Source organism: Pontibacter chitinilyticus, assembly GCF_039748935.1.
Taxonomy (GTDB): domain Bacteria; phylum Bacteroidota; class Bacteroidia; order Cytophagales; family Hymenobacteraceae; genus Pontibacter; species Pontibacter chitinilyticus.
This window is the reverse complement of sequence record NZ_JBDIZJ010000015.1, coordinates 80,873-98,142: the sequence shown is the minus strand read 5'-3', so window position 1 is coordinate 98,142 and position 17,270 is coordinate 80,873. Positions and strand designations below refer to the sequence as shown.

Below are 17,270 nucleotides of genomic sequence, written 5' to 3'. Positions count from 1 at the left end.
TAGTTAACTTGAGGTTGACAGCTACCGGCGCAAAGTTGATGAGACATGTGTTTGCCACGCGCACTCTTCCCCATCCTACCAGCAGCAAATTGAACTCTTATACTTTGAAACAGGCAAATGGTTGGATTAGAAAACTATTCCCGTCGAATGAATGCCAGACCCATATACGGAAAGCAGCTCTCACTCCTGTTTTATACTTGGCAATAGCACGACGTGAGGCAAGTATAAATAGCAGGTTTTTCTTGAAAAAGGCGTACAGATGCCGGGCAGCGACTACAAACTGATTAGTGAGAAAGCGCAGTAGCATCGAAAAACCTACGTACGTCATTTGCCAGAAGTGGCAATCCCGGCTATACTTGCAGGAGGCCTGTGCAGCTTAGAAAGCAAGCATAAACACAGGCTTTAGATAATCACGCAGGAGCTGGAATAGTTTTGCCGGAACTCTTTGGGCGTGCAGCCTTTTTCGCGTTTAAAGATGCGGTTAAAATATGAAAGGTTGTTAAAGCCACACTTGTAAGAGATCTCCGAGATTGTTTCAGTGGTATCAATCAGCATGCGGGCAGCATGGCCCAGCCTGATTTCGTTCAGGCTTTCGATAAAGGTTTTGCCGGTACGCTTTTTAATAAACCGGCTGAATGACACTTCCGGCATGTTCACTACCTTGGCCAGATCCGCAAGGGCAATATCTTTGTCATAGTACGTTTGCATGTACTCAAACGCCTTCTCTATACGCCGGCTATAGTAGCTGAACTTATCTGTGGTAAAGGAGCTGTTCGACAGCGTCCGCATGTTGCGGGAGTTCGACAGGTCGTGCAAAATGGAGATCAGCTCTATAACGGAGTCAAAGCCACTTTTCTGCGATAGCTGCTCCAGCCGCGACCGGAAAGCTTCCTTTGTTTCCCTCGAAAAAGAGATTCCCTTGGCCGAACGCTCCAGCAGCGTGCGGATAAAGCTTAGCTGGTTGCGGCGCAGCAGCTTCTCATCAAACAGGTCGCGGTGAAACTGAATGGTGATCTCGACAATGTTTTCGCTTTTGCAGTTGTGCGTAAACCAGCCATGTGGCAGGTTGCTGCCCACCAGCACCAGTTCCAGGTCATCTATTTCCTCCATGTGGTCGCCTACCACGCGCTTGGCTCCGGCAGCATTGGCAATAAAGTTCAACTCATACTCCTCGTGGTAATGCAACGGAAACTTAAACTCTTTCTTTACGCGGGAGAAAAGCGTAAAACAATCATTTTGCGTGAGCGGCGTGATCTCTCTGTAAACCGTTGTCATAAACCTGATGTATGTTTTGGTGCCTATAGGAATGATCTTATTATACTATAAACTACATGCTAAATAAGTACAGCCTATTTTAGCACATAAGGCCCATGCTACTGCAAGAGCTACATGCAGTTATTCGGATCAATGCCCGGCCAATTTAAACTTCCAATCACCTTTGAAGCGAAAATCACACCCTCAAGAAGCTATAAACGAGAATGCTTCCAAGCCTGGCTTTCGGCCCGTTCTTCCCCCTCATACTTGCTTGCAGAGAATATTAAAGGAATGAAGATACAGTATAAAAGGAAAGTACAAAAGAGTTTAGAGCAAATAATCGATAAAATAGTATTATAAGCGGGCATAAAAACTACTTAGTTTTGTATAAGCACGAAACTGACTGAAGGTAAGCTGCTAGTATTTAACTGTTGCGCGTTTGCGGCGGATACTATAAGTGCAAGTCATGTAAGTAAAACACCTTTATACCTGCATGCGGGCCATCTACATGCTGCGCTACTGGCGAATACCATTTTCTTAACGGATACTTATGAACAGGATATCACTTCTTTGCCTGCTGTCGCTCTGCTTTATGCAGGTGGCCTGCGCCCAGACCGTGCCAACATCTTCTAAAGCTACTGCCGAAACAAAAAACCTTTACCAGAACCTGCAACGGCTCTCAGCTAAAGGCGTGATGTTTGGCCACCAGGACGACCTGGCCTACGGCGTTGGCTGGAAGTATAAAAAGGGCCGCTCTGATGTGAAAGAAGCGGCCGGCTCCTACCCGGCTGTGCTGGGCTCAGAACTGGGCCACCTTGAACTGGGCAGCGCCGTGAACCTGGACAGCGTGCCGTTTGATCAGATCCGCAATTTTGTGCAGCAGACATACGCCGCTGGAGGCGTGAACACCATCAGCTGGCACCTCAACAACCCGCTCGATCCGGCCAAGACCAGCTGGGATCCGATGGATTCAACCATTTACCGCCTGTTCAACGACCCGGCAGCTATGCAGCGTTACCAGCAGTGGCTGGATGGTGTGGCTACTTTTATGAAAAGCCTGAAAGGGTCGAAGGGCGAGTTAATTCCGGTGATTTTCCGGCCGTTTCATGAGCACACTGGCGGCTGGTTCTGGTGGGGGCGCCCACATACATCGCGCGAGGACTATGTAAAGCTGTGGCGCTACACCGTGGATTACCTGCGCCTGCAGAACGTCAACAACCTGCTTTACGCCTACTCGACGGATCGCTTTACGTCGCGCGAAGATTACCTGGACTTTTACCCCGGCGATAGGTATGTGGACCTGCTGGGCTTCGACATCTACCACCGCCTACCGCAGGATAGCAGCCAGACAGCCACATCCAATGCCGCCTTTGTGCAGGAAGCCCGCCAAATGGTGGAAACGCTGCGCCAGGTAGCCCAGGAAAAACACAAGCTTTATGCCGTGACAGAAACCGGCCTGGAGAACATACCAATGGCAAACTGGTGGACCAAGACCTTGTTGCCTACTATAAAAGACAGCGGCCTGTCGTATGTGCTGGTATGGCGCAACGGCGATTCCGCCCATTATTATGCACCTTATCCCGGCCAACACAGCGCACAGGATTTCAAAGCCTTTGCCAACAGCCCGCAGATCCTCCTACTGAACGAGGTGAAGGACGAACACCTGTATCAGTCTGTACCCTTTAAAAAGAAAAAGTAAGTATCCCCTAATTCAACAGCTAACCTACTCTCCATGAAACTATCCGCCATCGACATTGGCATTATCCTGCTGTACCTGGTGGCTGTAGCAGCCATCGGACTGGTGATGCAGAAACGAGCAAAAGCCAACAAGGAAGCGTACATGCTCGGCGGTAACACCCTGCCCTGGTATGCACTGGGCCTGTCGAACGCCTCTGGTATGTTCGATATTTCGGGCACCATGTGGATGGTGATGCTGGCCTTTGTGTATGGCCTTAAAAGCATCTGGATTCCGTGGCTGTGGCCGTCCTTCAACCAGATCTTCCTGATGATGTTCATGGCCGCCTGGCTGCGCCGCTCCAATGTTACCACAGGAGCCGAATGGATGCTGACGCGCTTTGGCCGTGGCCGGGCTGCCAACAAATCCCACAGCATTGTGGTGGTGTTCGCGCTGCTGAGCTGCCTCGGTTTCCTGGCTTACGGTTTTATTGGGCTGGGCAAGTTCGTGGAGATCTTCATTCCGTGGCAATACGTGCAGCCCTATATCCCCTTTACCATCCCGGCAGAATATGTGCCGCACTTCTATGGCCTGATCTTTACCTCTTTTGCAGTTTTCTATTCTATACTTGGTGGCATGTCCAGCATTGTGTGGGCCGATGTGCTGCAGTTTGCCATTATGACAGTGGCTGCGGTCACCATCGGGGTGCTGGCCATGAACAACCTGGAGGCTGCCAACCTGCACGTGCCGCAAGGCTGGACCAATCCATTTTTCGGCGCTACCCTCGACCTGGACTGGACCGGCATCATCGATGAGGTGAACGCCAAAATCAACCAGGACGGCTACTCCATGTTTGGCATTTTCTTCTCGCTGATGCTCTTTAAAGGCGTGCTGGCCAGCGTGGCAGGCCCCACACCTAACTATGATATGCAGAAGATCCTGTCGGCCCGTTCACCGCAGGATGCAGCCAAGATGAGCGGCTTTGTCTCGCTGGTGCTTATCCCGACGCGCTACCTGATGATCATCGGCTTTGCAGTGTTGGCCCTGCTCAATTATAAACAACTCAACCTGACTGCGCCGGATGGCATCATCGATTTTGAGAAGATCCTGCCATCTGCTATCCTCAACTTTGCCCCCACGGGCATTATGGGCCTGATACTGGCTGGTTTGCTGGCTGCTTTTATCGGCACCTTCGCCGGTACGCTGAATGCCGCGCAGGCCTATATCGTAAACGACATCTACCTGAAGTATATCAACCCAAATGCTCCGAACCAGACGGTAAGCCGCATGAACTACCTCACGGGCGTGGTGGTGGTGCTGGTCAGTGTGGTGCTGAGCCTGATGGCCAAAGACGTAAACAGCATCCTGCAATGGATCGTGGCCGGCCTGTATGGCGGTTACATCTCGGCCAACGTGCTGAAATGGTACTGGTGGCGCTTTAACAGCAGCGGCTTTTTCTGGGGCATGCTGGCAGGCATTATACCTGCGCTGATCTTCCCCGCTTTCTTCGATGGGCTCGATTTATACTATTTCCCGCTGCTGCTGGCTATCTCACTGGCAGGTAGCCTGATCGGCACCTTTGTTGCGCCGCCTACCGACATAGAAACGCTGAAGCACTTCTACCGCAACGTGCGCCCGTGGGGCTTCTGGGGACCAGTGGCCGAGCAGGTGAAAGCAGAGGATCCGACTTTCAATGTTAACAAAGATTTCTGGTTGGATATGTTTAATGTCGTGATTGGCGTGGTGGGCCAAATGTGCCTAACGCTCCTGCCCATTTACCTGGTTATCCGCATGCATACCGAGCTATACATAACCCTGGGCATTCTGCTGGTCTGCTGCGTCATCCTTAAGTATACCTGGTGGGATAAACTGCCGAAAGACAAACCCCGGCTTACCGCGCCTCCTTCCAAAAAAGAGCTGGTCTCACAACACTAACATCATACCTGGTTATAACCGAATCAAAACAATTTCTATAAATGGAAACCGCAGCTATAAAAAGATTGGACGAGCTGGAGAAAGCACACATCGCCCTGATTACACGCAAAAACGAAAAGCAGCCGCTGGGCAATGGTGTCATAGCGCGTTATGCATACCCTGTTCTGACAGCCGCGCATGCACCGCTTTTCTGGCGCTATGACCTGAACCCGGCCACCAACCCTTACATGCTGGAGCGCTTCGGCATTAACGCCGCTTTTAACTCAGGCGCAATCAAGCTAAATGGCAGGTACCTGCTGGTGGTGCGCGTGGAAGGCGCAGACAGGAAATCTTTTTTTGCAGTGGCCGAGAGCCCGAACGGCATCGACAATTTCACTTTCTGGGAGCGCCCGATAACTATGCCGCAAACAGCGGAGCCCGATGTGAATGTGTACGACATGCGCTTAACGCAGCACGAAGATGGCTGGATTTATGGCCTGTTCTGCACCGAGCGCAAAGATCCTGCCGCCGCTATTGGCGATGAATCCTCGGCGGTGGCGCAGTGCGGCATGGCCCGCACCAAAGACCTGCTCACCTGGGAGCGCCTCCCCGACCTGCAGACCCCCTCGCCGCAGCAGCGCAACGTAGTGCTGCACCCCGAGTTCATACATGGCAGGTATGCCTTTTATACCCGTCCGCAGGATGGTTTTATTGAGGCGGGTACTGGCGGTGGCATTGGCTTTGGCTTTGCTGATAGTATGGAAAACGCGGTGATCGAGAAAGAGTACATCCTGGATGCCAAGCAGTACCACACGGTGTACGAAGTAAAAAACGGACAAGGCCCAACACCGCTGAAGACTGCCAAAGGCTGGCTGCACCTGGCGCACGGCGTGCGCAACACAGCGGCAGGTTTGCGCTACGTGTTATACATGTTCCTAACCGATCTGCAGGATCCGTTTAAAGTGATCCACAAACCGGGTGGCTATTTCCTGGCGCCGGAAGGCGATGAGCGTATTGGCGACGTATCGAACGTGGTATTCGGCAATGGCTGGATTTTGGATGAAGATGGCACGGTGTTCATTTACTACGGCTCGTCGGACACCCGCATGCATGTGGCCACTTCCTCTGTTGACCGGCTGCTGGATTACGTGCTGCACACACCGGAAGATGAATTCTATTCCGCAGCTTCTGTCGATAAAATCAACGACATTATCAACCTGAACCTGGCCTATTTGAAGTCGCAGGAAAATGTACTGGAGCGGGAGAACGTGAGCACCAAATGATCTTATCTACCTCAACAGAAATCATAGAAAAGCTCCGGAAATACCAGCAGGAAGCCGGCACAGAGTTGCAGAACATCCTTGCATTTTGGGAAAAGCATGCGCCGGATGACACGTATGGCGGCTTTATAGGCCAGCTGGACAACCAGGGAGCCGTGCAGCAGGAGGCGCCAAAAGGCTGCATTCTGAACGCCCGCATCCTGTGGACTTTTTCTGCCGCTTACCGGCACACCGGGGAGGAGGAATACCGGCAACTGGCTGACAGAGCCTACGACTACCTGTTGGCGCATTTCGTGGATAAAACCTATGGCGGTGTGTACTGGTCGGTAACCGCCGCCGGAGAGCCGCTTGATACGCGAAAACAGATCTACGCCTTGTCCTTTGCTATTTACGGACTGAGTGAGTACCACCGGGCTACCGGTAATACCGAAGCACTGGTTACCAGCCAGGCACTTTTCCGCTGGATTGAAAAGCACGGCTACGACCCGGAACTGGGCGGCTACCTGGAGGCCTTTAGCCGGGCGGGAAAACTGCTGGAGGACCTGCGCCTGAGCGAAAAGGACCGCAACGATCCGAAAACCATGAACACGCACCTGCACGTGCTCGAAGCCTATGCCAACCTGTACCGTGTATGGCCGGATACTTTCCTGGCTACGCAACTCGAAAAGTTGCTCGTCGTGTTCTTCAACCATATTGTGGATGCCGGAACAGGCCACCTGCACCTGTTCTTCTCCCATGATTGGAAGCCCTCAGCCAACCTCGTATCGTATGGCCATGACATTGAGGCTGCCTGGTTGTTGTTAGAAGCGGCCGAGGTGCTGGGCAACGAAGTTATACTTGAAAAAGCAAAAGCATTGGCCGTAGCCATGGCTAACGCAACGCGCGAAGGGCTGCAACCTGATGGCAGCTTATACCATGAACTGAACAAAGATGAAAACCACTACGACAAACACCGCGAGTGGTGGGTGAGCGCCGAAGCGATGGTCGGTTTCCTGAACGCCTACCAGCTTTCAGGTGATGAAGAGGACCTCCGCACATCGCTGAATGCCTGGCACTTTGCACAGGATCATTTGCTGGATCAGGAAAATGGCGAATGGCGCTGGGGCGTGTACGACGACTATAGCCCGATGCTGGCAGAAGATAAGATTGGCTTCTGGAAATGCCCTTACCACAATGCCCGCGCCTGTATGGAAGTAGTGCGGCGATGCGGGGAACTGCTATTTCATCCAGAGTAACCAGCAGGATAGAAAATAAGTTGTATCACCTAACTTGTTGCTTAATTTTATACTATAGAACCACTGATTATGACGCTACGCTTGACAAAACTGCTCCCATTTCTGCTGCTGCCCCTGCTAGCTGCCTGCGGCACACGCCCGACGACACAGGCCGACCTGAACCTGGCCAAACAGCCTAAGCTGGGCAACATCCTGCCGCTGCTTGTAGACCGGCAGGCGACACCAGAAACGGCCGCGCTGTTCTACTCGCTTAAAAAGATTGCGCAGGACCATATTCTTTTCGGGCACCAGGCGAGCACCACACAGGGTTATGGCTGGTGGTACGAGCCTAACCGCAGCGACATCAAAGAGGTGACCGGGCGCTACCCCGAAGTATACGGCTGGGACTTTATCGACATTGCCAGTTTTAAGCCCGCTGACGTGGTGGAAAAGGCGGAGCGGACCACGCGGGAGAACGCTATCGCCGCCTACGAGCGCGGCGGCATCAACACGTTCTCGTGGCATTACAGCAACCCGGTAACAGAAGGCAGTTTTTATTGGGAGAAATCTCCGACACAGGCGGTAAGTGCCATTTTGCCGGGCGGCAGCGCACACGAGAAGTATAAAAATTCATTAAAGGAAATTGCCGCTTTCAACAAAACGCTGGTGAGTAACGGCATGGCCATCCCCATCATCTTTCGCCCGTTCCATGAGTTTGACGGCGAGTGGTTCTGGTGGGGAAAGCCGCATAGCACAGCGCAGGAGTATAAAGACCTATACCGCTTCACCGTCACTTACCTCCGCGACAGCCTGAACGTGCGCAACTTTCTTTATGCCTGGTCGCCCGATTGCCGCTTTAAAACGGAAACCGAGTACCTGGAGCGCTATCCCGGCGACGCCTACGTGGACCTGGTGGGCACCGACGATTACTTCGATTTGTACGAAGGCAAAGATCCCGCTGTGGCTGCCAGCAAGTTCAAGATTGTGTCGGATTTTGCCAAGGCGCACCACAAGGTGGGGGCGCTCACCGAGACGGGGCTGAAGAACGTGGCTCAGGCAGACTGGTTCACGCAGATGCTGCTGAAAGCATTACAACAGCAAAAAATAGAACTGGCCTACGTGCTGCTGTGGGCCAACCGAAAAGACGAATACTGGACACCCTACAAAGGCCATCCCGCCGAGCAAGACTTTATCCAATTCACCGAGAATCCTTACATCCTGATGGAAAACGACGTGCAAAACATCTATACCTTAGATAAAACGAAGCTGAAAAAGTAGCAAAGTATAATCAGCTTCAGCTTATACTTGATGGAGATAGGTGGCATGCACCGGCAGGTGCATTAATACCAATGATTTTATACGTGATGAAGTATTTATACTTCTCATTAAGCCCAACCAGGCACGAGTTGCAAACTCGCGCCAGCAAAGGGCCTATGAATGAGGCTGCTGCTTATAAGAGAAAAATATAAGTTAAGAACTCAAACAACCTCAAAAATCAAATATGAAAAAAGTAATCTTTCTGTTGATGGCTTTCGCCTGCTCTTGCGCTGCCTTTAGCCAGGGGAACAACTATGAGCAGCACCATGAGAAGTATAAAGGCCTGGCCCTAACACCGCCCATGGGCTGGAACAGTTGGAACAAATTTGCCTGCAACGTAGACGAGCAGATGATCCGCCAAATTGCCGATGCGATGGTTGCCACAGGTATGAAGGATGCCGGCTACGAATACATTAACATCGATGACTGCTGGCACGGCGACCGCGACAGCCTCGGCTTTATTCATCCGGATCCGAAACGCTTCCCGCACGGCATGAAGGCGCTGGCCGATTATGTACACGCCAAAGGCCTGAAGCTCGGCATTTATTCGGATGCCGGCTCGCAGACCTGCGGCGGCAAGCCGGGCAGCCGCGGCTATGAAATGCAGGATGCCCAGACGTACGCCAGTTGGGGCATCGACTACCTGAAGTATGACTGGTGCAACACCGAAGGCCTGAAAGCTGAAGGCGCTTACATGACGATGAGCGCAGCCCTGCAGAAGGCCGGACGGCCCATTGTGCTGAGCATTTGCGAGTGGGGCAACGACAAACCTTGGACTTGGGGCCCGCGTGTAGGCCAACTGTGGCGCACCACCGGCGACATCTACAACTGCTTCGACTGTATTGAAGACCACGGCTCCTGGAAATCATGGGGTGTGATGCAGATATTGGACAAACAAGAAGGCCTGCGCCAGTATGCCGGTCCCGGCCACTGGAACGACCCCGATATGCTGGAAGTAGGCAACGGCATGCCTGCCAACGAAGACCGCGCGCACTTCAGCATGTGGTGCATGATCGCCGCGCCGCTCATCGCCGGCAACGACCTGCGCAACATGAGCCAGGAAACGAAAGACATCCTCACCAATAAAGAAGTGATCGCCATCAACCAAGACAAGCTGGGCGTGCAGGGCTTTCAGTATGCTAAGAAAGACAGCGTAGAAACCTGGCTGAAGCCGCTGGATGGTGGCAACTGGGCCGTGTGCTTCCTCAACCGCAGCAACACCCCACAAAACGTGAGCTTTGACTGGAAGAAGACGCCGGTAACTGACGAACTGTCCAAAGCAGAGTTGAACGCTTCGCAACATACTTACAAAGTGCGAAACCTCTGGACAAAGAAAGAGATCGGCACGACCAAAAAAGCCTTTGAGACCACCGTGCCCCGGCATGATGTAGTCATGCTGCTGCTCACAAAATCAAAGTAAAATATGTTAATGCCTACCTTTAAAGGGAGCAGATGTTCAGGAGAGATTTGCTGGGCATGTCGCTCCTGCGTTAATTTAGAAAAAGACAGATGAACATGAACCGATATTTACCATTGATCATGCTTTTCCTGCTGGCCATGCAACCGGCAAAAGCCAATGTAGTATTGCCTGCTGTTTTCAGCAACCACATGGTGCTGCAGCAGAACGCCGAAGTAACGGTATGGGGCTGGGCCAAGCCTAATGAAGAAGTAACGGTAACCGGCAGCTGGAACAACCAACCTGTGAAAGTAAAAACCGGCAACCTGGCTAAGTGGCAGGTAAAACTAAAAACGCCGGCAGCCGGAGGCCCTTATACCATGAAAGTAAAAGGGTATAATGCCCTTACCGTCGAAGATGTGCTGATCGGAGAAGTATGGCTGTGTTCCGGGCAGTCAAACATGGAGAAAACGCCTGGCTCTGGTATTGATAACAAGGCAGAGGTGGAGCAGGCCAACTTCCCTTTCATCCGCTTGTTTACCGTAGCCAACAGAACAGCTGATCATCCGCAGTTAGACGTGGTAGGAAAATGGGTGGTGTGCACACCGGAAACAGCCATAGAGTTTAGCGCCGTTGGCTTCTTTTTCGGAAAAAAACTGCATCAGCAGCTCAACGTGCCGGTGGGCCTCATCCACAGCAGTTGGGGTGGCACGCCCGGCGAAGTATGGGTGAATGCCGATACCATTGCCGCCGATCCGGTGCTTGCTGAGGCCGCTGCCAAACTCTCCGAAGTGGAATGGGGTCCTGTGAAACCCGGCAAGGCCTACAATGCCATGATCGCACCGCTCATCCCGTATAAACTGGCTGGGGTTCTCTGGTACCAAGGCGAGTCGAACACGGACAACTCGCAGGAGTATGCCCAGTTGCTACCCGCCCTCATCCGCGACTGGCGCAGCGAGTGGGGCTCCGATTTTCCGTTCTATTTTGTGCAGATCGGCCCCTGGACCTACAACCAGCCCGGCTATTCGGGTGTATTGCTCCGCGATGCGCAGCGCCAGAGTCTGCGCGTGCCGAATACCGGGATGGCGGTTATCAGCGACCTGGTAGGCGATGCGACGAATCTGCACCCGACCAATAAAAAAGATGTGGGGCTGCGGCTGGCCTACTGGGCGCTCAACAAGACGTATGGAATGAAAGACATTCCATTCTCGGGGCCGTTATACAACCACATCAAAGGAGAAGGCAACAAAGTACGGGTATACTTTGATTATGCGGAAGGCCTGACAAGCAAAGGCGGTAAACCGACAATGTTCGAGGTAGCAGGTCCGGACCGTACCTTCTACCCTGCTGTGGCCAAAATTGACGGGGAAACAGTGGTGCTAAAATCGAAGCAAGTGAAGCACCCGGTTGCGGTGCGCTTTGGCTGGAGCAACACGGCTAATCCGAACCTGGTGAACAAAGCAGGACTTCCTGCCTCCAGCTTCCGCACAGACGATTGGCCGGTGAAGTAAGCAGCTAAAAGCTCCTCTGCAAACGCACTACTCTAATTAAGCATCTACCGGTAGAGTCCCTCAATAAGCTAATTTACAAGTACTATAACTGAAAAAAACTTACATTTAACACCAATTTCATTCACTCTAATCTAACCTGAATACATTATATGAACCAAAAATTTCCCCTGCTGTTTCTGGCACTCGCCCTGGGCTCCTGCGGCGTAATGCAACAGGCGCAGCAGGCAACCAGCGCCCCACCTACTGCGGCCACACAGCCGGCAGCCAGCGCAACCGACCGCGATCAAAGTATAGAAGATCTGCTGGCCAAAATGTCGGTAGAAGAAAAAGTAGGACAGATGACGCAGGTCACCATTGACCTGATCCTGCAGGACACCTCTTCAACTGCTATCGACCCGACCAAACTGCGCGAGGCAATTGTGGACAAGCACGTTGGCTCCATCCTGAACGTAAAAGGCCACGCCTATACCCTGGACCAATGGCAGCAGATCCAGACCGCCATCCAGAACGTGGCAACCAAACAAACCCGCCTGGGTATTCCGGTGATCTACGGCATTGATGCTATTCATGGCGCCAACTACCTGGCGAACGCTACTTTATATCCTCACAACATCGGCATGGCTGCTACCCGCAACCCGGAGCTTGCCAACCAGATGGCAAAGGCGACAGCTGCTGCCACCCGGGCCACCGGTATTCCCTGGAACTTCGACCCGGTATTGGATGTTGGCCGGCAGCCGCTGTGGCCACGTTTTGAAGAAACTTTTGGGGAGGATGTGTACCTGGTGAAGGCCATGGGCACTTCGGTGATAAAAGGCTATGAGCAGGGCAACCTGAACACCGACCACACAGTGGCTTCGTGCATGAAGCACTTCCTGGGCTACTCTTACCCGGCCACAGGCAAAGACCGCACACCGGCCTACATCCCCGAAACTATGTTGCGCGAGTATTTCCTGCCTCCTTTCCAGGCGGCGGTAGATGCAGGCGTTTCGACGGTGATGATCAACTCAAGCGAAATCAACGGCGTGCCGATACACGGCAGCCACTATTACCTGACGGACATTCTGCGCGGTGAGCTGGGCTTTAAAGGTGTAGCCGTGTCGGACTGGGAAGATGTGATTCGCCTGTATACCAAGCAGCGCGTGGCCTCCAGCCCGAAAGAAGCCGTACGTATGGCCGTAGAAGCTGGCCTGGACATGAGTATGGTTCCCACCAATTACTCGTTCTATGATTACCTGGTAGAGCTGGTAAAAGAAGGCATAATCTCCGAGGAGCGAATCAACGAATCTGTGCGCCGCATCCTGACGCTGAAAAAGAAACTTGGCCTGCTGGAGCATCCTTTCCCGGACGCCTCGCTGAAGAACCAGGCGCAAACACCTGCCTACGACAGCATCTCGTACCAGGCAGCGCTGGAAAGCCTTACCTTGCTGAAGAACAACAACCAACGACTGCCACTGAAGAAGAACATCAAAGTGGTAGTGGCCGGTCCGACTGCCAATAGCCTGCCGGCGCTGCATGGCAGCTGGTCGTATACCTGGCAGGGCACCGACGCCAGTCTGTTCCCGCAGCGTGCTAAAACCGTAGTGGAAGCCCTGCAGAACGAATTAGGTAAAGACAACGTGATCAGCCATGCCGTGACTGATTTCGCTGCACCAGCCAACTATGATGTGGCACAGCTGAAAAAAGACGCGAGCCAGGCACAGGCTATTATTCTTTGCCTGGGCGAGAAATCGTATGCCGAAAGCCCCGGCGTGATCGACGACCTGGACCTGGACGAGAACCAACTGGCACTGGCCAGGGCAGCCAAAGCCACTGGCAAGCCGGTGGTTCTGGTGCTGCTCGAAGGCCGTCCGCGTGTTATCTCTTCCATCGAGCCGCTGGTAGACGCGGTGCTGCTGGCTTACCGTCCTGCTACTTTCGGCGGGCCGGCCATTTCCGACGTGCTGACCGGCAAGTATAACCCGAATGGTGTGCTGCCCTTCACCTATCCGCGCCACTCCGGCGACATCGTGCTGTACGACCATAAATTCAGCGAAGAGATCCGCGAAGATGTGCCCAACACCTACGGCAACACCGGCTATAACCCGCAATGGTCGTTCGGTGAAGGCCTGAGCTATACAACTTTTGCCTTCTCCAACCTGCAGGTAAGCCAAGCTGATTTCGGTCCGAACGATGCTGTGAAAGTAACGGTACGGGTAAAAAACACCGGCAACCGGGCAGGCAAGAAGGCAGTAGAACTTTACAGCCACGACCAGTATGCTTCCATTACGCCAAGCGCCAAAAGGCTGCGAGCCTTCACGAAAGTGGAGCTGGCCCCAGGTGAGGAAAAGGAAGTATCATTCTCCATCAACGCCAAAGACCTTGCTTTTGTAAACCAGCAAGGCAAATGGGTAACCGAACCGGGTGCTTTCGACCTGCTGATCGGCGACCAGAAAGTGGTGATCAACTACAAAGAGTAAACTGCACGTGTAAAGTATAACAGGAAGAGCCGGTAAATTACCGGCTCTTCCTGTTTATTGCCGGCTTCAGGCAAATCTATACCTTTGCAAGCGGACTGTTTCCTTAAAGGGAAGTTTCGCATAGCAACAGCTATGCTCATACCGATATTGCTGATAAATAACTCGGAGCTTTCGAAACTTAAAAATTGCCTATCTGCTTTTAGTGACTAAAGTCACAGTAAAGTAGCGGCACAATGCTGATATTTGTGCTGTGTAGCAGAAAAAGCGGCCGTGCTGCACTTGCCGAAACGCACTTGAAAGGATATTATGATGAAAATAGAACAGATTTATACCGGCTGCCTGGCGCAGGGGGCATACTATATTGAGAGCCAGGGCGAGGCGGCGATCATTGACCCTTTACGTGAAATAAAGCCTTACCTCGACAAAGCGGAACGGAGCGGTGCGCGCATAAAGTATGTGCTGGAAACGCACTTTCATGCTGATTTTGTGTCGGGGCACGTGGACCTGGCCCAAGCAACGGGTGCTGAGATCGTGTTCGGCCCCAATGCGCAGCCCTCCTTTCCTGCACACATAGCGGCCGACGGAGAAGTGCTGAAGCTGGGAAAAGTGACTCTGAAAGTGCTGCACACGCCCGGCCATACTTTAGAATCCGTCACTTACCTGCTGCGTGATGAAGAAGGAAAAGATTGCGCCATTTTTACTGGCGACACCCTTTTTATTGGCGATGTGGGCCGCCCTGACCTGGCCGCCAAATCCGATCTGACAGAGGCGCAGCTGGCTGGCTTCCTCTACGACTCGCTCCGAAACAAGATCATGCCGCTGGCCGATGAGGTGGTGGTATACCCCGCCCATGGCGCCGGTTCTGCCTGTGGCAAAAACATGAGCAAGGAAACAACCGATACCCTGGGTAACCAGAAGCAAACCAACTATGCGCTTCGTGCCGGGATGCCGAAAGCGGAATTTGTGAAAGAAGTTACGACGGGACTGCTGCCTCCGCCCGGCTACTTTCCGCTGAATGTGCAGCTGAATAAGCAGGGCGCTACCACCAGCATCGACACTGTGCTGCAGCAGGGGCTTCAGGCGCTGAAACCCGCTGCATTTGAAGCAGCGGCTAATAAAACAGGAGCCCTGGTATTGGATACCCGGCGGCCAGAGGCATTTGCCAAAGGCTTTATACCAAATTCCATCAACATCGGTATTGACGGCAGCTTTGCGCCCTGGGTGGGTGCTCTGATCCCGGATATTCAGCAGCCGATCCTGTTTATAGCCGAAGAAGGACGCGAAGAGGAAGTAGTGACACGGCTGGCCCGCGTAGGCTACGATCATACCTTTGGCTACCTGGAAGGTGGCTTTGCCAGCTGGCAGGCCGCAGGAAAAGAAACGGACACTATCTCGTCTATCACTGCGGAAGAGCTTGCCCGCCGCTTTACACCCAACAGCAACCTGCATATTGTGGATGTGCGCAAGCCCGGTGAATACGAGGCAGAACACCTGGTAGGTGCGCAAAACGCACCATTGGATTACCTGAACGAGCACCTGCATGCGCTACCTCAGAACGAAACACTATACCTACACTGTGCCGGCGGCTACCGCTCTATGATCGCGGCCTCAATCCTGAAGGCGCGCGGCTACGACAAGCTTGTAAATATTGCAGGCGGCTTTCAGGCCATCGCTGCCACGTCGCTCCCGAAAACTACTTATACTTGTCCTTCCTCCTTGTAGCTAAACCCGGAACAGCACCGTTTCACCTCAAAGCATCAGCATGAACAAACTTAACTTCTATTTTCGGCAGATTCCCGGATGGGCTGTTATACTTGTTGTTTTTGGCTTTTTATACTTAACCGGCTTGCACACCGAGGCCATTGGGCAGGTACAGCGGCTGCTACTGGCCAGCGGCCTGCGGAATGCAGAGATGCCGGTGTCTGCCGCAACAGCTGAAGCATCCGGCACGACCACTATGGCTGGCAAAGGGCTGAAACTCAAAAGCCTCTCCTCCGGCAAGATCGTAGACTTTAAGAGTCTCCGTGGCAAGGTGATCTTCCTGAACATGTGGGCGACCTGGTGCCCACCTTGCGTGGCTGAGATGCCGAATATCCAAAGCCTTTACGACAAGGTAGGCTCTGACAAGATTGCCTTTGTGATGCTATCGATGGATGCGGCGGAAGGAACGGCTGACCGGGTGCCGAAGTTTATCGAGCGGAAAGGCTTTACATTTCCGGTATACCTGCCGGCCAGCGCAATGCCGGAAGAGCTTCATACGTCCTCCATTCCCGCCACGTTCATTATTTCGCCGGAAGGCAAAATTGTGCATTACCAGGAAGGAATGGCCGAATACGACACCGAAGAAGTACGGGCATTCCTGCAAGGTATGGTTAAGCAGTAGGTAAAAGAAAAGCTTTTCAATAAGCCTGCTGTTACATACTTGATTCTTCGCAAATTCATCCAGTAGTTATGAAAATACCCATCTACCAGATTGACGCTTTTACCAGCCATGTATTCGGCGGCAACCCGGCAGCTGTTTGTCCGCTGCAGAAATGGCTGCGGAAGGAGGAAATGCAACAGATCGCCATCGAGAACAACCTTTCTGAAACAGCTTTCTTTGTGCCGGAGGATGATCATTTCCGGTTACGCTGGTTTACGCCTGAATATGAGATTGACCTTTGCGGCCACGCCACACTGGCAACAGCCCATGTGCTGTTCAACCACCTGAGCTATACACAGCGTCAGGTTTTATTCCACAGCCAGAGCGGTCCGCTTACAGTTACGAAAACAGGTGAACTGCTGACGCTGGATTTCCCGGCCCGCAAACCCGTTGCGGCTGAATTGCCGGAAGTGATCCGCCAAAGTATGGGTAAAGCTCCGACACAGGTGCTCAAAGCAAGGGACTACGTGCTGGTGTATGAAACAGAAGAAGATATCCTACAGCTCTCCCCCGACGTAAACCTGCTCAACACCATCAACCTTGATCCGGGTGGTATTGTGGTGACGGCACCGGGCAAAGAAGTCGATTTTGTCTCGCGGTTTTTTACACCGCAGGCCGGCATTTTCGAAGATCCTGTGACTGGCTCCGCCCACTGCTCGCTTATACCTTACTGGGCCGAACGGCTAAATAAAAATACACTTCTGGCACAGCAAGTTTCGCAGCGGGGCGGCGAGCTGCAGTGCGAACTGGCAAGTGACAGGGTATACATCAGCGGCCGGGCCGTAACATACCTGGAAGGGCACATTTACCTGTAGCAGCAAGTATAACGTC

General features: G+C 52.8%; 12 protein-coding genes. 11 read left to right on the top strand and 1 reads right to left on the bottom strand.

The window, feature by feature from the left end:
* Positions 1-402 precede the first annotated feature (402 nt).
* Positions 403-1,275 (bottom strand): AraC family transcriptional regulator, encoded by an 873-nt coding sequence (locus ABDW72_RS18425; protein ID WP_347160077.1) that lies wholly within the window; start codon positions 1,273-1,275, stop codon positions 403-405.
* Between the two features lie 529 nt (positions 1,276-1,804).
* On the opposite strand from ABDW72_RS18425, the gene ABDW72_RS18420 reads away from it, so the two are divergent.
* From ABDW72_RS18420 to ABDW72_RS18370, 11 genes are all read left to right on the top strand, one after another.
* Positions 1,805-2,953, top strand: coding sequence for a glycoside hydrolase family 26 protein (locus ABDW72_RS18420; protein ID WP_347160076.1), 1,149 nt, complete (start codon positions 1,805-1,807; stop codon positions 2,951-2,953).
* A gap of 33 nt (positions 2,954-2,986) precedes the next feature.
* Entirely contained in the window at positions 2,987-4,864 is a 1,878-nt protein-coding gene (locus ABDW72_RS18415) for a sodium:solute symporter family protein (RefSeq protein ID WP_347160075.1), read from the top strand.
* 41 nt (positions 4,865-4,905) lie between these two features.
* The gene (locus ABDW72_RS18410) at positions 4,906-6,126 is read left to right on the top strand and encodes a glycoside hydrolase family 130 protein (protein ID WP_347160074.1); all 1,221 of its coding nucleotides are present in this window, start codon (positions 4,906-4,908) and stop codon (positions 6,124-6,126) included.
* Positions 6,123-7,358, top strand: a complete 1,236-nt coding sequence (locus ABDW72_RS18405) for an AGE family epimerase/isomerase (protein WP_347160073.1) — start codon at positions 6,123-6,125, stop codon at positions 7,356-7,358. The genes ABDW72_RS18410 and ABDW72_RS18405 overlap by 4 nt, the downstream gene beginning before the upstream one ends.
* Before the next feature lie 81 nt (positions 7,359-7,439).
* The gene (locus ABDW72_RS18400) at positions 7,440-8,615 is read left to right on the top strand and encodes a glycoside hydrolase family 26 protein (RefSeq protein ID WP_347160072.1); all 1,176 of its coding nucleotides are present in this window, start codon (positions 7,440-7,442) and stop codon (positions 8,613-8,615) included.
* A gap of 223 nt (positions 8,616-8,838) precedes the next feature.
* Positions 8,839-10,074 (top strand): glycoside hydrolase family 27 protein, encoded by a 1,236-nt coding sequence (locus ABDW72_RS18395; protein WP_347160071.1) that lies wholly within the window; start codon positions 8,839-8,841, stop codon positions 10,072-10,074.
* 89 nt (positions 10,075-10,163) lie between these two features.
* Entirely contained in the window at positions 10,164-11,561 is a 1,398-nt protein-coding gene (locus ABDW72_RS18390; protein ID WP_347160070.1) for a sialate O-acetylesterase, read from the top strand.
* Positions 11,562-11,710: 149 nt separating this feature from the next.
* Positions 11,711-14,017, top strand: coding sequence for a glycoside hydrolase family 3 N-terminal domain-containing protein (locus ABDW72_RS18385; RefSeq protein ID WP_347160069.1), 2,307 nt, complete (start codon positions 11,711-11,713; stop codon positions 14,015-14,017).
* A 309-nt stretch (positions 14,018-14,326) separates the two neighbouring features.
* Complete coding sequence (locus ABDW72_RS18380) at positions 14,327-15,739, top strand: MBL fold metallo-hydrolase (RefSeq protein WP_347160094.1); 1,413 nt, start codon at positions 14,327-14,329, stop codon at positions 15,737-15,739.
* 40 nt (positions 15,740-15,779) lie between these two features.
* Complete coding sequence (locus ABDW72_RS18375; RefSeq protein WP_347160068.1) at positions 15,780-16,400, top strand: TlpA family protein disulfide reductase; 621 nt, start codon at positions 15,780-15,782, stop codon at positions 16,398-16,400.
* Positions 16,401-16,468: 68 nt separating this feature from the next.
* Positions 16,469-17,254, top strand: a complete 786-nt coding sequence (locus ABDW72_RS18370) for a PhzF family phenazine biosynthesis protein (RefSeq protein ID WP_347160067.1) — start codon at positions 16,469-16,471, stop codon at positions 17,252-17,254.
* Positions 17,255-17,270: the final 16 nt, after the last annotated feature.

Coding starts and splice junctions, on each gene's coding strand:
- ABDW72_RS18425 (WP_347160077.1), bottom strand. CDS start 1,275: ATGACAACGGTTTACAGAGAGATCACGCCGCTCACGCAAAATGATTGT.
- ABDW72_RS18420 (WP_347160076.1), top strand. CDS start 1,805: ATGAACAGGATATCACTTCTTTGCCTGCTGTCGCTCTGCTTTATGCAG.
- ABDW72_RS18415 (WP_347160075.1), top strand. CDS start 2,987: ATGAAACTATCCGCCATCGACATTGGCATTATCCTGCTGTACCTGGTG.
- ABDW72_RS18410 (WP_347160074.1), top strand. CDS start 4,906: ATGGAAACCGCAGCTATAAAAAGATTGGACGAGCTGGAGAAAGCACAC.
- ABDW72_RS18405 (WP_347160073.1), top strand. CDS start 6,123: ATGATCTTATCTACCTCAACAGAAATCATAGAAAAGCTCCGGAAATAC.
- ABDW72_RS18395 (WP_347160071.1), top strand. CDS start 8,839: ATGAAAAAAGTAATCTTTCTGTTGATGGCTTTCGCCTGCTCTTGCGCT.
- ABDW72_RS18390 (WP_347160070.1), top strand. CDS start 10,164: ATGAACATGAACCGATATTTACCATTGATCATGCTTTTCCTGCTGGCC.
- ABDW72_RS18385 (WP_347160069.1), top strand. CDS start 11,711: ATGAACCAAAAATTTCCCCTGCTGTTTCTGGCACTCGCCCTGGGCTCC.
- ABDW72_RS18380 (WP_347160094.1), top strand. CDS start 14,327: ATGAAAATAGAACAGATTTATACCGGCTGCCTGGCGCAGGGGGCATAC.
- ABDW72_RS18375 (WP_347160068.1), top strand. CDS start 15,780: ATGAACAAACTTAACTTCTATTTTCGGCAGATTCCCGGATGGGCTGTT.
- ABDW72_RS18370 (WP_347160067.1), top strand. CDS start 16,469: ATGAAAATACCCATCTACCAGATTGACGCTTTTACCAGCCATGTATTC.